This window comes from Streptomyces sp. NPDC057428, from assembly GCF_042803195.1.
Lineage (GTDB): Bacteria > Actinomycetota > Actinomycetes > Streptomycetales > Streptomycetaceae > Streptomyces.
This window is the reverse complement of the sequence record NZ_JBHVCT010000020.1, coordinates 19,309-32,132: the sequence shown is the minus strand read 5'-3', so window position 1 is coordinate 32,132 and position 12,824 is coordinate 19,309. Positions and strand designations below refer to the sequence as shown.

The window sequence follows — 12,824 nt, the reverse complement described above, 5'->3', positions numbered from 1 at the left end:
AACAACAGGCATGCGCGCACTGCGAATACTCCTGATCATCGCTGTGGTCCTGGGCGGCGTCTTCGTCGCCGCGGACCGTGTCGCCGTGCACTTCGCGGAGTCCGAGGCGGCTGACCGGGTCGGCTTCGGCGGCGTCGAGGCGGGTTCGACCGACGTCTCGATCAAGGGTTTCCCCTTCCTGACCCAGGTGGCCGACTCCCAGCTCGACGAGGTCGATGTGAAGGTCAAGGACATCCGGGCCAGTGCGGCGGGCCGGGACATCCGGATCAGTGAGATCCGCGCCCAGCTGCGCGACGTGACCCTGGGCGCCGGCTACACGAGCGCGACGGCCGCCCGGGCGACCGGGACGGCCGTCCTCCCGTACGCGGCCCTCACCGAGGCGGCCGACGAGGGTGTCACCGTCGCCTACGGCGGCGACGGCAAGGTCAAGGTCACGGGCAGCGTCCGGATCCCCCTGATCGAGCGCACGGTCACGCGCACGGTGCTCTCCACCGTCACCTTGGTCGACGGGGACACCGTCCGGGTTCGTGCGGACGAGGTGCCGGGTGAGGGCATCCCCGGCCTGGAGGGCCTGGTCAGGAAGAAGACCGACTTCGAGCGGGGCATCGGCGGACTGCCGGACGGCCTGAAGCTGGAGAGGATCGAGGTCGCGCCGGACGGCCTGGAGATCTCGATGAGCGGCGCCGACATCGCGCTCGCCGGCTGACGGCCCGGGCGGGCTCGGCGGCGCGTGGAGGACGGCGGGCCGGGGTAGGGGTCCGTGGAGGCGGACCGGGCAGCCGATCCGGATGCTGAGACGGACTTGTCCGATCCTCAGATCATCGGTGGCCCACGGAGAGTGTCGTCGCGCGCGGGGAGCGGTCTGATCCCCTCCGGGTCTCGCATAACGGACGATCGCGTCTCATCATGCGACACGGCGGTGACATCTCAGCCCGTACCTCCCTACGATCGGACGTATGAAGCGACAGGCGGACCTCACGAAGCGGCGGGCAGTAGACCTGTGCCGCGTCGCCGCCATGCTCTGTCGCACCTTCTGAGCGGGACCCCCTCCCGTTTCCCCGGTCCTTCGACTTCGTCAGGGCCACTCCCGTGCCTTCCGTACGCGCCCCGCCGCAGGCACTCCGCGTACCTCTCGCACACAGCACCACCCCGCCGCAGACTGCCCCGGAGGAGAAACGCATGAGCCGCGCAGACGTTCTGGTCGACGCCGACTGGGTCGAGGCCCACATCGACGACCCGCAGGTCGCCATCGTCGAGGTCGACGAGGACACCTCGGCGTACGAGAAGAACCACATCAGGAACGCGATCCGGATCGACTGGACCCAGGACCTGCAGGACCCGGTCCGCCGTGACTTCATCGACCAGGCCGGCTTCGAGAAACTCCTGTCGGAGAAGGGCATCGGGAACGACACCACGGTCGTCCTCTACGGCGGCAACAACAACTGGTTCGCCTCCTACGCCTTCTGGTACTTCAAGCTCTACGGCCACCAGGACGTCCGCCTGCTCGACGGCGGCCGCAAGAAGTGGGAGCTCGACTCCCGCGACCTGACCGACGCCGTCCCTGCCCGCCCGGCCGCGCAGTACAAGGCCAAGGCGCAGGACGAGTCGATCCGCGCCTACCGCGACGACGTCGTGAAGGCCATCGGCAGCCTGAACCTCGTCGACGTGCGTTCGCCCGACGAGTTCAGCGGCAAGCTGCTCGCCCCCGCGCACCTTCCGCAGGAGCAGTCGCAGCGTCCCGGCCACGTGCCGAGCGCCCGCAACATCCCGTGGTCGAAGAACGCCAACGACGACGGCACCTTCAAGTCGGACGACGAGCTCAAGGCCCTCTACGAGGACGAGCAGGTCGACCTGTCGAAGGACACCATCGCGTACTGCCGCATCGGTGAGCGCTCCGCGCTCACGTGGTTCGTCCTGCACGAGCTGCTCGGCCAGGAGAACGTCAAGAACTACGACGGCTCGTGGACCGAGTACGGATCCCTCGTGGGCGTGCCGATCGAGCTCGGCGCCAACAAGTAATTCCGCAGGACCGATCAGCAGGACCCCGACCAGAAGGACTGAACACCATGTGTGGAGCACAGGCCGGCGGCCCCGACGCTTCGACGATCAAGCCGGGCGAGACGACCATCCAGGGCAGTGTGACGCGCGACGGCGAGCCGGTCACCGGCTACGTCCGGCTGCTGGACTCGACCGGTGAGTTCACCGCCGAGGTCCCGACCTCGGCGACCGGCCAGTTCCGCTTCTACGCGGCCGAGGGCACCTGGACGCTCCGCGCCTTGGTCCCGGGCGGCACCGCCGACCGTACGGTCGTGGCGCAGACCGGTGGCCTCGCCGAGGTCGCCATCGCCGTGTAGCCGACGCGCGCGCATTCGGCCGGAGGGCCGCACCCCAGGGGGTTGGACGCCACCTGGACAGGGGTGCGGCCCTTCGCGCCGTCCGTATGCGATCCGCGCTCCGGGTCCTAGTCTGGAGCCATGTACGCGCGGCGCAGGCGCGCCTATTTCCTGATGATGGGCGGATGCCTCTTCCTCTTCGTGTCCGCCTGGGCGTTCGTACGTCTGTGGTCGGTGCCCGCTGCCGTGGCCATGTGCGTGGTCGCCGCGGTCATCCCGCCCGTCGCGGCGATGACGGCCAACCGGCGGGGCCCGGAGGACCGGTGGTGGGACGACCCCTCGGGTGACCCGGAGTCGGACGACTGGTGGGACGAACTCGACGGCAGGAAGCGCCGCCGGTGATCACGCGGGGCGGTCCTGGTCAGTAGACGAGGGCCTGCGTGCCGTCTGCCATGGCCTCCTGCACGAAGACCTGGGCCCCCGCGATCCGTACGCCTTCCAGGACGTCCTTCTCCGCGATGTCCCGGCGTGCCGCGCACTGCGAGCAGAGCGTGATCCGTCCGCCCGCCAGGATCGAGTCGACCAGATCGGGCAGCGGTGCGGCGTGCGGCAGTTCGAACTCCGCGGCACGACCCGGCAGGGCGAACCAGGCGGACTCGCCGGTCAGCCAGAGCGACACCTCGACCCCGCTGGCGACGGCGACGGCCGCCACGGTGAAGGCCTGAGAGCAGCGCTCGGGGGAGTCGGCGCCGGCAGTCACCTTGATCACGAGCTTTTTCGACATGTATCGAACTGTAATCCTTCGATGTGCAACCTCCCCGGTGACCTGTGAGTCAGTTGTGTGCACAGGTAACGCAACCTGTGCCCCAGGTCTCTTGGGGGGACCCCTTTTGGAACAGAACGACACCATGGGCGACCTGCCTCTCGGCACGCCCGCCGACACCCCGGCCGTCGCGGTGCACCCGCGCCGTCGCGGACGTACGGCCCTGCTGATCGCCGCGGCCGCCCTGATCGGCGTCTCCGCCGGCACGGCCGTCGGCTACGGCGTCCAGGCCGAGCGGCCGCCGACCGCCCTGCCCCCGCTGTCGCAGGCGGGACTCGCCTACCCGGCGAAGGCGCTCCCGGCGGACAAGGCCCCCGCGCCGCTGCCCGCCTCGCAGGACCGCCAGGTGCGGACGGACGGTGATCTGCGCAAGCTGATCATGAAGCGGCCGGCCGGCTGGAGCGACGACGAGGACACGGGCGCGCTGAACGACGGCTGGATGAGCGTGGACGGTTACGCGCGGGAATTCAACGACGAGGGCTCCCATCTCGAGTACCTCCTGGAGTCGGACATCCGCCGGGTCGCGGGCGCTGCCTGGAAGAAGGGCGCGCACCGCGAGGCCGCCGTGCGGCTCGTCCAGTTCCGCTCCGGGGCGCTCGCCGAGGCGTCGTCGTACGCCGACGGCCAGCGCTCGTACATGCCCTGGGAGAAGGACGGAGCCGGCAACGAGGGCGATCCGGTGAAGGGCAGCGGCAGTGGCCGCTACTACCTGTATCCGGTCGCCCGGAAGGCCGGATACATGCCGTTGTACCGGGCCAGGGCCGTCATGCACCGCGGCGACATCATGGTCGAGATCAACGTGTTCGACACCGGGCCGATCAGCAAGAAGGACATCCGGACGCTGGCCGAGCGACAGCTGGAGCTCCTGTGAACGACGTCATACCGCCCGCCGCCGACGCACCCGAAGCCTCCGAGGTGCCCGGCGTGCTCCCGCTTCCCGACGACGCCCCGGCGCGCCCGGGGAAGGTCCGCCGGATCCTGCTCACCGTGCTTCCCGCGGTCCTGGTGATCGGTTGCGTCGGGGGCGCGGCCGCGTACACGACGATCACGGTCGACGGTGCGGACCGGACCGTGGCGACGACGGTCTGGGACGGGGCCGGGCAGCGGCCCGTCAAGGACCCGGCCGACGGCACCGACCGGGGCCGGACCGACACCGAGCTCAGCAAGCTGTTGCTGCCCGTTCCCGCCGACTACCGGCTCGGGCCCGATGTCGAGGAGCTCGGCAACGACGGCGAGGTCAGCGGCAAGGAGGCCACCACCGCGATGAAGCAGGCCAACCGGGGGCTCGCGGGCAAGCAGCGCCGGGAGTTCGACAAGCGGGTGGACAAGCTCCGCGTGCAGGGCCTCGCCGCCCGTTCGTACGTGTCGGACACCAATGACCTGGTCGTGAACACCCAGATCGTGCGGATGAAGGACAAGAAGGCCGTCAGGGATCTCCACACCTTCCGGGCGGAGCTGTTCGACGCCGTCGGCATCTTCCGCGACGGGCCGAAGATCAAGGGTCAGACGCGCAAGGCCACGTGCTTCCTGACGCCGAAGGACAGCAAGAGCGAGATCGAGAACATGTTCTGCACGGCGTACGACGGCGAGCTGGGCATCAGTGTCTCGGCGGCCGGCATCAAGCCCTTCGACAAGGCCGCCGTCGCCGAGCTGCTGAAGGACCAGCTGGAGCACATCACGTCCCCGGGGGAGTACGTATGACCGAGAAGACGGCGGAACCGACCGACGAGGCCGCCCTCGTCGAGGACGTCCCCCCGCTGCCCCTGCCTCCGTTGCCGCAGGACCCGCCGCGGCAGGAGCTCCCGCAGCAGGAACCCCGGCAGGATGATCCCCCGCAGGCTCCGCCCCGGCCGCCGCGCCGGGCGCTGCGGGCCGTGGCCCGGTGGACGGCGGCCGTGCTGGTCCTCGGCGGTCTCGGCGCGGGCACGGTCGCGGGCATCACCTCGATGTCGCGCACCGACGTACCCGGGCTGGCCACCGAGGACGACGGACGTTGGGACTATCCCCGGCTGACCCTGCCCGCCCTGCCGGCCGGCGCGCCGCGCCCGTTCAGCGACGCCAACGCGGCGGAGGTCCACCACGCCGATCTGCGGCGCCTGGTGCTGCCGGCCCCGGCCGGAGCGAAGGCGGACGAGAAAGCCGACGGCGGCTGGGTCACCACCGCGCAGTACGTATCGGAGTACCCGAAGGCCGACAGGGCCGCTCTCGCCCAGCGGCTGAAGGACTCCGCGCTCCGGCACATAGCGGCCCGCGCCTGGACCATGCCGGACGGCACGTCGGTCCGGGTCTACCTGCTCCAGTTCAACTCGGTGGCGTACTCGACCGAGTTCCAGGACCAGCTCTTCGGCAACGAGTCGTACCCGCAGCCGCTCGCCGGGATCACCGACATCGCCACAGACGACGACTGGCCGGCCTCGGGCGGGGTGGAGTACACCACGACCCGCGTGTACACCGAGGCGAAGCCGTACGGTCCGGAGCAGGTGCGGCACGCATACGTGCTGGCAGGTGACACCGTCGCCCTCGTCGTCCACGCGCGCAAGGGTGCGGCGGGCACGGAAGCCGTTCCGTTCCACCAGACCCTGATCCTGCAGAACCAGCTCCTGGGCTGACAGCGCCCGGGGAAACCCCGGCCGCCGTGCCGGGCCCCCACCCATTAGGCTGGGGGCCCGGACGCGTACTGCCGTCGTGTCGTTCGTCTCGAGGAGCTCCCGTGCTTGAGGTTTTCTTCTCCACCCTGCTGGTCCTGGTCTGCGTCGGCGTGCTCGCCTTCGCGGCGGTGACCGTGAAGAAGCTGTACCAGGGCCAGCGCTGACCCTCGCCGAACTCCTTCCGTACACCCTCACAGATCGTCTGAGCAGCTCATGATCGAGATTCCGTCCGACCTCCACCCGGACCTCGTGCCGCTGGCCTTCCTCCTCGGGAACTGGGCGGGCGCGGGCGTGTCCGACTTCCCCGGTGCCGAGAAGTGCAACTTCGGCCAGGAGGTCACCTTCAGCCACGACGGCCGTGACTTCCTCGAGTACGTCTCGCACTCCTGGGTGCTGGACGCCGAGGGCAACCAGGTCAAGCCGCTGGAGTCCGAGTCCGGCTACTGGCGCATCGACAAGGACCGCAAGGTCGAGATCGTCATGGTCCGCGACCAGGGCGTCGTCGAGGTCTGGTACGGCGAGCTGGCGAAGCAGAAGCCGCAGATCGATGTGATCACCGACGCGGTGGCCCGCACCGCGGCCTCCGGCCCGTACAGCGGCGGCAAGCGGCTCTACGGCTACGTGAACAGCGACCTGATGTGGGTCGGCGAGAAGGCCACCCCCGACGTGGAGATGCGGCCGTACATGTCCGCGCACCTGAAGAAGGTCGTCACCCCGGAGGAGGTCGCCGAGATGGCCAGGGGCCTCGGGGACCTGCCGGACGACGGCATCGCCTTCTTCAAGTAGCCGGTCCCGGGCCCCGTTCCGCAAGGAACCCCGGGCCCGTGCCCGCCCCGCCCTACACTGGGGCTGTGGTGAGCACCGACTGGAAGACGGATCTTCGGCAGCGCGGCTACCGGCTGACGCCTCAGCGACAGCTCGTCCTGGAGGCGGTCGACAAGCTGGAGCACGCGACACCTGACGACATCCTCGGCGAGGTGCGCCGGACGGCGGCCGGGGTGAACATCTCCACCGTCTACCGGACCCTGGAGCTCCTGGAGGAGCTCGGTCTGGTCAGCCACGCCCACCTCGGGCACGGCGCCCCGACGTACCACCTGGCCGACCGCCATCACCACATCCACCTGGTCTGCCGGGACTGCACGAACGTCATCGAGGCCGATGTCGACGTCGTCGAGGACTTCACCGCCAAGCTGCGGGGCACGTTCGGCTTCGAGACCGACATGAAGCACTTCGCGATCTTCGGGCGCTGCGCCGACTGCACGGCGAAGGCGGACCAGCGCGGGCCGCAGCAGGACGCCGGCAGCGAGAGGTAGTCCGGGCCGTACGAGTCGTACGCTGGTCGCATGAAGAGCCCCCTGCTGTCCCTGCCCGGCGCAGTCCCCGCCGAGGGGCGCGACGAAGGCGTCGCCGCGCACTACGGCGACCTGTTCCGTGAGCAACGCGCACTCGCCGACGGCAGCGGCCTCGTCGACCTCTCGCACCGCGGTGTCGTCACCGTCACCGGCGATGACCGGCTGGCCTGGCTGCATCTGCTGCTCACCCAGCACGTCAGCGACCTCGCGCCCCACCAGGCCACCGAGTCGCTGATCCTCTCCGCGAACGGGCACATCGAGCACGCCCTGTACCTGGTCGACGACGGCACGACGGTGTGGATCCACGTCGAGCCGGAGACCCAGGGCGACCTGATCGCGTATCTCGACTCGATGAAGTTCTTCTACCGGGTCGACGTCGCGGACCGCACCGAGGACGTCGCCGTCGTCCACCTGCCGGCCGGTTCCATCGCCGAGGCCCCGGACGGCGTCGCGGTGCGCGAGACCGCCCACGGCCGCGACCTGTTCCTGCCCCGGCCCGACCTGGAGGCGTTCGCCAAGGCCAACGGACCGGCCGTGGGCATCCTGGCGTACGAGGCGCTGCGCATCGAGGCGCACCGGCCGCGTCTGGGCTTCGAGACCGACCACCGGACCATCCCGCACGAGCTGGGCTGGATCGGCACCGCGGTGCACCTCCAGAAGGGCTGCTACCGGGGCCAGGAGACGGTCGCCCGCGTCCACAACCTGGGGAAGCCCCCGCGCCGCCTCGTCTTCCTGCACCTGGACGGCAGCGAGGTCCACCTGCCGGGGCACGGGACGCCGGTCCGGCTCGCCGCCGACGGCCAGGAGGGCCGCCAGCTCGGTTTCATCACAACGTCCGCACGCCACCACGAGCTGGGCCCGATCGCCCTGGCGCTGGTGAAGCGGAACGTGGCCGTGGACGCGGAACTGCTCGCGGGTGACACCGCGGCGGCACAGGAGACGGTCGTCGAGCCGTAGAAGCCCTACGCGCGGCCGTCCAGGCCGACCGCCCGTCCGCTACACGTCGATCAGTACGGTGAACGGGCCGTGGTTCGTGAGCGAGACGCGCATGTCCGCCCCGAACCGGCCCGTCTGCACCTGGGCGCCGAGCGCGCGCAGCTGCGCCACCACCTCGTCGACCAGCGGTTCGGCGACCTCGCCGGGTGCGGCCGCGTTCCACGTGGGTCTGCGGCCCTTCCTGGCGTCCCCGTAGAGAGTGAACTGCGAAATGACCAAAAGCGGTGCATTCACGTCCGAGCAGGACTTCTCGCCCTCAAGAATCCGCAGGGTCCACAGCTTGCGGGCGAGCTGTGCCGCCTTCTGCGCCGTGTCCCCGTGAGTGACCCCCACCAGCACACACAGGCCCTCGCCGACGATCTCGCCGACCGTCCCGGACCCCGGCGGATCGTCCGCGGTGCCCGCCACGGCGACGCTCGCGCCGTCCACTCTCTGTATCACTGCACGCATACAGACCAACCTATCTTGGGCTGAACGGGTACAGAGCACCTGCGTGAACACCGTGCGTAGTGGCACCATGCACGATGTCGGTGTGCCGACGCACCGGTCGAGGGGACGGAACATCATGACCACACATGGAACCGGGCCATCACCCGGTGCCGTACCAGTGACGTGCACGGCCGGCAGCCTCCGGCCACCGGTCCAGCGGAACGGTGCTTCGACCGGCCTGTCGCCCGTGACGCCTCCCGTGCAGCTGCCCGGGGCCGTGTCCGTACCGGGGCAGACGGCGGGGCAAGGCCTCGCCTCCGTACGCCCGCAGGCCGAGTTCGGCGGGGTGCGGCTGCCGGAACTGCGCACGCTGCGCCGTGACGCCCAGCGCGACGAGGCGGACCTCAGTTACGTACGCCGTCTGGTCCAGGGCAGGATCGACATCCTGCGGGCCGAGGTGGCGCGCCGGGCGGGCCCCGAGTCGCCCGTCGTGGACAGGCTGTCGGAGATCCTCGCCGACACCCCGTCAGTCCACCGCTCCTCGGCCCGGCACGTCACCCTGACCACGCCGCGCAGCGACGAGTACCGGCAGTTGGCGGCGGACACGCTCGCGGAGGTCGGGCTGTCCGATCTCGACGCCCGTACGGACGAAGAGCTGCTCACCGCCATGGGACGGCTCGTGCGCTACGAGCGGCAGGTCTCCAGGCGGCGTCACCGGCTCCAGCGGACCGTCGACGATTGCAGCGCGGAGATCGCCCGCAGGTACCGTGACGGAGAAGCACAAGTAGAGGACCTGCTCGCCTGAAGCGACCCTTCCGGGGGCGGGTCACGCCCGCCTCCCGGAAGGCCACCCGCCCCATGACCTCCTCCATAGCCCCGTCACCGTCCTCGTCCCCCGCGCACCCGGTCCTCGCCGAGGTCGTGCGCTCCGGGTTCACCGAGGGACACCACCGGGGATCGCTGGTCGTCCTGGCCGCGGACGGCAGCGTGGAGCTCGCACTCGGCGCTCCGGCGGCACCGGTCTTCCCGCGCTCGTCGAACAAGCCCATGCAGGCCGCCGCGATCCTGCGCGCCGGGCTGGACCTCTCGGGCGAGCGGCTGGCACTGGCCGCGGCGAGCCACTCGGGGGAGGACTTCCACCTCGACCTGGTGCGCACGATGCTCGCCGAGCACGGGCTGAAGCCGGACGACCTGCAGACCCCGCCCGACCTTCCGCTGGACCCCGTCCAGGCGGAGACGTACCTGGCCGCGGGCGGAGTGCGGGAGCCGATCACCATGAACTGCTCCGGCAAGCACGCCGCGATGCTGGCGGTCTGCGTACGCAACGGCTGGGACACCGCCACCTACCTCGACCCGTCCCACCCGCTGCAGCGCCTGGTCGGTGAGGTCGTCGCGGAGTCGGCGGGCGAGCCCGTGGCGGCGCTCGGCACGGATGGCTGCGGAGCCCCGCTGATGGCGATCGGCCTGGTGGGGCTGGCCCGCGCCTTCCGCACGTTCGTGCTGGCGGAGCCGGGTTCGGCGGAGCGCAGGGTCGCGGACGCGATGCGGGCGCACCCGGAGTACGTCGCGGGCACGCGGCGTCCGGACACCTGGCTGATGCGGGAGGTGCCGGGCACGCTCTCCAAGATGGGCGCGGAGGCGGTGCAGGCGGTGGCGCTGCCGGACGGCCGGGCACTGGCCTTCAAGATCGACGACGGTTCCACGCGCGCCCTGGGTCCCGTGCTGGCCCGCGCGCTGGGCCTCCTCGGCGTCGACGCACCCGTGGTGTCCCGCATCGGGAGCGCCCCGCTCATGGGCGGTGCGGTCGAGGTGGGGGAGATCCGCGCGGCGTTCTGAGCGGCTCGGCGCCCTCGCTCCGGTCCCTGCGCGCGGGGCCCGCGAAAATGCGGGCGACACGGCGAGCGGCTTCTGCCTAGCGTGGCGGGCATGAGCCTCGATCCGCGTACCGTGACCGCCGCCGAATACCCCGACTGGCTACGCGCCGTGGGGACCGGGTTCCTGCGGGCGCCGTCCGTGCCGGGGGAGGAGGAGGTCGCGGTGCGCCTGGCCCACACCGATCTCGCCCGTACCCAGGGTGTGTTCGACGCGGGGCGTTGTGTGGCCACCTTCCGCTCGTTCGCCCAGGAGCTGACCGTCGTCGGCGGCGCGACGGTGCCGGCCGACGCGATCACGGCCGTCACGGTGACCCCGACACACCGGCGGCGCGGGCTGCTCAGCCGGATGATGGCGGCGGACCTCGCGGCGGCGAAGGAGCGCGGCGACGTGGTCGCCTCGCTGATCGCCGCCGAGTACCCGATCTACGGGCGGTACGGATTCGGGCCCGCCGCATGGGCCGCCGAATGGGAGATCGACGTGCCCCGGGCCGGGTTCGACCCGCGAAGGCGGGTCCCGTCCGACGCGGACGGCGGCCGGATCGAGCTGGTCGGCGGCGCGGACGTGCGCAAGCTGGGCCCCGAGCTCCACGGGCGCCTCGCGGCCAGGCAGCACGGTGTGGTGTCCCGGGACGAGCGCTGGTGGCAGCGGAACACCGGCGTGGACGTCCCCGCGTTCGAGACGTGGACGGAGCCGTTCTGCGCGGTGTACCGGTCCGCGGGCGGGGAGACGGACGGGCTGATGGCCTACCGTGCCGACGACCGCTGGGGCGACGGGAAGCAACCGCTGAACAAGGCGACGGTGGCCGGCATGATCGCCGTGACCCCGGCGGCGGAGTGGGCCCTCTGGGAGTTCGTTTGCTCCATCGACTGGATCACCACGGTGCGCTCGGGCCACCGCGCCCCCGACGACCTGCTGCCACTGTTCCTGCCCGACCCCCGCGCCGCCCGCCTCGTGACGCTGGCCGACTTCCTGTGGCTGCGGGTCCTGGACGTTCCGCGCGCGCTGGAGGCGCGTACGTACGGCTGCGAGGGCGCCCTGGTCCTGGAGGTGCGCGATACCGCGGGCCTTGCCGGCGGCCGTTTCCTGCTGGAGGGCTCGCCGTCCGGTGCCTCCTGCACCCCCACGACGCGGGAGGCCGAACTCACTCTGGACGTGTCGGAGGTGGGGACGCTCTACCTCGGCGACGAGTCGGCGGTGCGGCTGGCCGCGCTCGGGCGGCTGGACGAGCACCGGGCCGGTGCCGCGCTCTCGGCGGACGCGTTGTTCCGGGCACCGCGGCGGGCCTGGTGCCCGGACGTGTTCTGACCGGCCGGCCCGGCAGCGTCCTTCAGAGGCGCGGGAAGCGGAACGCGCCGCCGCCGCTGCCCATCTGGAGCCAGAGGTGGCCGGGCTGCTCGACGAGACGCAGGGCCACGGCGGCGCACCCCGGACAGCGGCCGGTCAGGCCCGGCTCCGGGCCGTAGACACGCAGCTGGGCGAGTGAGCCCGTCAGCCCGCAGTCGGGACAGCGCCGCCAGGCGGTGGTCGGGTCCGTCGTGAAGATCTCGGACAGCGGCCCCGCCAGGGCGTTGCCGTCGCGGTACGAGGGGAACGGGGTGTTCATGCGTGCCTCCGGATCGGGTGGTGTCGCGGGGAGCGGGCGGGTGCGGCGCCGGACGGTCTTCACCCGAAGCGCTCGGTGCGGATGCGTCCGGGCGTGTGGCCGGCGTCGATGAGCAGCCCGGCGGCGTGTTCCACGAAGCCGGTAGGCCCGCACACGAAGCACAGGGTCTCGGCACCGGCCGCTGCCCGTGGCGGCAGGTCGTGGGCCTCCATGCGGCCCGGCGGACGGGACGAGCCAGGTGGTGCCTGCCGGCTGTGGACGAGGTGGACGGTGGTGCCGAGGTCCCGGGTGGCGGCGAGTTCCTCGCGGTACCAGACCTGGGCCGGGTCGCGGACCGAGTAGACCAGGTGCATGGGGGCCGTGGAGTGGTCCCGGTGGTCGCGGACCATCGCCATCAGAGGGGCGATACCGCAGCCGCCCGCGACCAGCAGGACGGGATCCTCCTGCTCGGGGCGCCAGACGAACCAGCCGCCGAGCGGCCCCTTGACCTCGACCTCGGCGTCCACGGGCAGCTCCCCGGCGAGGTAGGGGGACACCTCGCCGCCCGCCGCGGCCTGCACGCCCAGCTCGATACGGGTGCCCTTGCTCGGTGCGGCCAGCGAGTAGCTGCGTACCGCCTGGTAGCCGTCGTCCGCGCTCAGGCGGACGTCCACGTGCTGCCCGGCCAGGTGGCCGGGCCAGTGGGGCACGTCGAAGTGCAGTGACCGTCCCGTCGCGGACAGCTCCCGGCGCGCGACGAGCCGGGCGTTCCTCCAGGGGCCCATG

At 71.4% G+C, this 12,824-nt stretch carries 18 protein-coding genes; 14 read left to right on the top strand and 4 right to left on the bottom strand.

What is annotated here, in order from left to right; translation table 11 throughout:
* The first annotated feature begins 10 nt into the window (after nt 1-10).
* The 5 genes from ACFU5K_RS10925 (at nt 11) to ACFU5K_RS10905 (ending at nt 2,735) form a co-directional block, all read left to right on the top strand.
* Nucleotides 11-706 (top strand): DUF2993 domain-containing protein, encoded by a 696-nt coding sequence (locus tag ACFU5K_RS10925; RefSeq protein ID WP_384059021.1) that lies wholly within the window; start codon nt 11-13, stop codon nt 704-706.
* A gap of 250 nt (nt 707-956) precedes the next feature.
* Complete coding sequence (locus ACFU5K_RS10920) at nt 957-1,037, top strand: putative leader peptide (RefSeq protein ID WP_350310325.1); 81 nt, start codon at nt 957-959, stop codon at nt 1,035-1,037.
* A 142-nt stretch (nt 1,038-1,179) separates the two neighbouring features.
* The gene (locus tag ACFU5K_RS10915) at nt 1,180-2,019 is read left to right on the top strand and encodes a sulfurtransferase (protein ID WP_384059018.1); all 840 of its coding nucleotides are present in this window, start codon (nt 1,180-1,182) and stop codon (nt 2,017-2,019) included.
* 47 nt (nt 2,020-2,066) lie between these two features.
* On the top strand, nt 2,067-2,354 hold the full coding sequence (locus ACFU5K_RS10910; RefSeq protein WP_014154938.1) for a DUF1416 domain-containing protein: 288 nt from the start codon (nt 2,067-2,069) through the stop codon (nt 2,352-2,354).
* 120 nt (nt 2,355-2,474) lie between these two features.
* Nucleotides 2,475-2,735, top strand: a complete 261-nt coding sequence (locus ACFU5K_RS10905) for a DUF3099 domain-containing protein (protein WP_384059015.1) — start codon at nt 2,475-2,477, stop codon at nt 2,733-2,735.
* 19 nt (nt 2,736-2,754) lie between these two features.
* On the opposite strand, the gene ACFU5K_RS10900 is transcribed toward ACFU5K_RS10905, so the two are convergent.
* The gene (locus tag ACFU5K_RS10900) at nt 2,755-3,117 is read right to left on the bottom strand and encodes a DsrE family protein (RefSeq protein WP_384059012.1); all 363 of its coding nucleotides are present in this window, start codon (nt 3,115-3,117) and stop codon (nt 2,755-2,757) included.
* Between the two features lie 124 nt (nt 3,118-3,241).
* On the opposite strand from ACFU5K_RS10900, the gene ACFU5K_RS10895 reads away from it, so the two are divergent.
* The 6 genes from ACFU5K_RS10895 (at nt 3,242) to ACFU5K_RS10870 (ending at nt 8,113) form a co-directional block, all read left to right on the top strand.
* The gene (locus ACFU5K_RS10895; protein ID WP_384059009.1) at nt 3,242-4,027 is read left to right on the top strand and encodes a hypothetical protein; all 786 of its coding nucleotides are present in this window, start codon (nt 3,242-3,244) and stop codon (nt 4,025-4,027) included.
* Complete coding sequence (locus tag ACFU5K_RS10890) at nt 4,024-4,857, top strand: hypothetical protein (protein WP_384059007.1); 834 nt, start codon at nt 4,024-4,026, stop codon at nt 4,855-4,857. The genes ACFU5K_RS10895 and ACFU5K_RS10890 overlap by 4 nt, the downstream gene beginning before the upstream one ends.
* On the top strand, nt 4,854-5,765 hold the full coding sequence (locus ACFU5K_RS10885; protein ID WP_384059004.1) for a hypothetical protein: 912 nt from the start codon (nt 4,854-4,856) through the stop codon (nt 5,763-5,765). The genes ACFU5K_RS10890 and ACFU5K_RS10885 overlap by 4 nt, the downstream gene beginning before the upstream one ends.
* Nucleotides 5,766-6,017: 252 nt before the next feature.
* Complete coding sequence (locus tag ACFU5K_RS10880) at nt 6,018-6,590, top strand: FABP family protein (RefSeq protein ID WP_384059002.1); 573 nt, start codon at nt 6,018-6,020, stop codon at nt 6,588-6,590.
* A 65-nt stretch (nt 6,591-6,655) separates the two neighbouring features.
* Nucleotides 6,656-7,117: a Fur family transcriptional regulator gene (locus ACFU5K_RS10875; RefSeq protein ID WP_384058999.1), complete on the top strand. Its 462-nt coding sequence runs from the start codon at nt 6,656-6,658 to the stop codon at nt 7,115-7,117.
* 30 nt (nt 7,118-7,147) lie between these two features.
* Nucleotides 7,148-8,113 carry a YgfZ/GcvT domain-containing protein gene (locus tag ACFU5K_RS10870; protein WP_384058997.1) on the top strand — a complete coding sequence of 322 codons (966 nt, stop codon included), beginning with the start codon at nt 7,148-7,150 and terminating at the stop codon, nt 8,111-8,113.
* Between the two features lie 39 nt (nt 8,114-8,152).
* On the opposite strand, the gene dtd is transcribed toward ACFU5K_RS10870, so the two are convergent.
* Nucleotides 8,153-8,602, bottom strand: coding sequence for a D-aminoacyl-tRNA deacylase (dtd, locus tag ACFU5K_RS10865; protein WP_384058994.1), 450 nt, complete (start codon nt 8,600-8,602; stop codon nt 8,153-8,155).
* 115 nt (nt 8,603-8,717) lie between these two features.
* On the opposite strand from dtd, the gene ACFU5K_RS10860 reads away from it, so the two are divergent.
* The 3 genes from ACFU5K_RS10860 (at nt 8,718) to ACFU5K_RS10850 (ending at nt 11,761) form a co-directional block, all read left to right on the top strand.
* Nucleotides 8,718-9,386, top strand: coding sequence for an ABC transporter substrate-binding protein (locus ACFU5K_RS10860; RefSeq protein ID WP_384058991.1), 669 nt, complete (start codon nt 8,718-8,720; stop codon nt 9,384-9,386).
* A 53-nt stretch (nt 9,387-9,439) separates the two neighbouring features.
* Complete coding sequence (locus ACFU5K_RS10855; RefSeq protein ID WP_384058988.1) at nt 9,440-10,417, top strand: asparaginase; 978 nt, start codon at nt 9,440-9,442, stop codon at nt 10,415-10,417.
* A gap of 90 nt (nt 10,418-10,507) precedes the next feature.
* Nucleotides 10,508-11,761: a GNAT family N-acetyltransferase gene (locus ACFU5K_RS10850; protein ID WP_384058985.1), complete on the top strand. Its 1,254-nt coding sequence runs from the start codon at nt 10,508-10,510 to the stop codon at nt 11,759-11,761.
* Between the two features lie 22 nt (nt 11,762-11,783).
* Here ACFU5K_RS10850 and ACFU5K_RS10845 read toward each other — a convergent pair whose 3' ends face one another.
* Both ACFU5K_RS10845 and ACFU5K_RS10840 read right to left on the bottom strand, forming a co-directional pair.
* A complete protein-coding gene (locus tag ACFU5K_RS10845; protein ID WP_384058983.1) occupies nt 11,784-12,059 on the bottom strand; it encodes a DUF6510 family protein in 276 nt (91 codons plus the stop codon).
* A gap of 59 nt (nt 12,060-12,118) precedes the next feature.
* On the bottom strand, nt 12,119-12,823 hold the full coding sequence (locus tag ACFU5K_RS10840) for an FAD-binding oxidoreductase (RefSeq protein WP_384058981.1): 705 nt from the start codon (nt 12,821-12,823) through the stop codon (nt 12,119-12,121).
* Nucleotide 12,824: the final 1 nt, after the last annotated feature.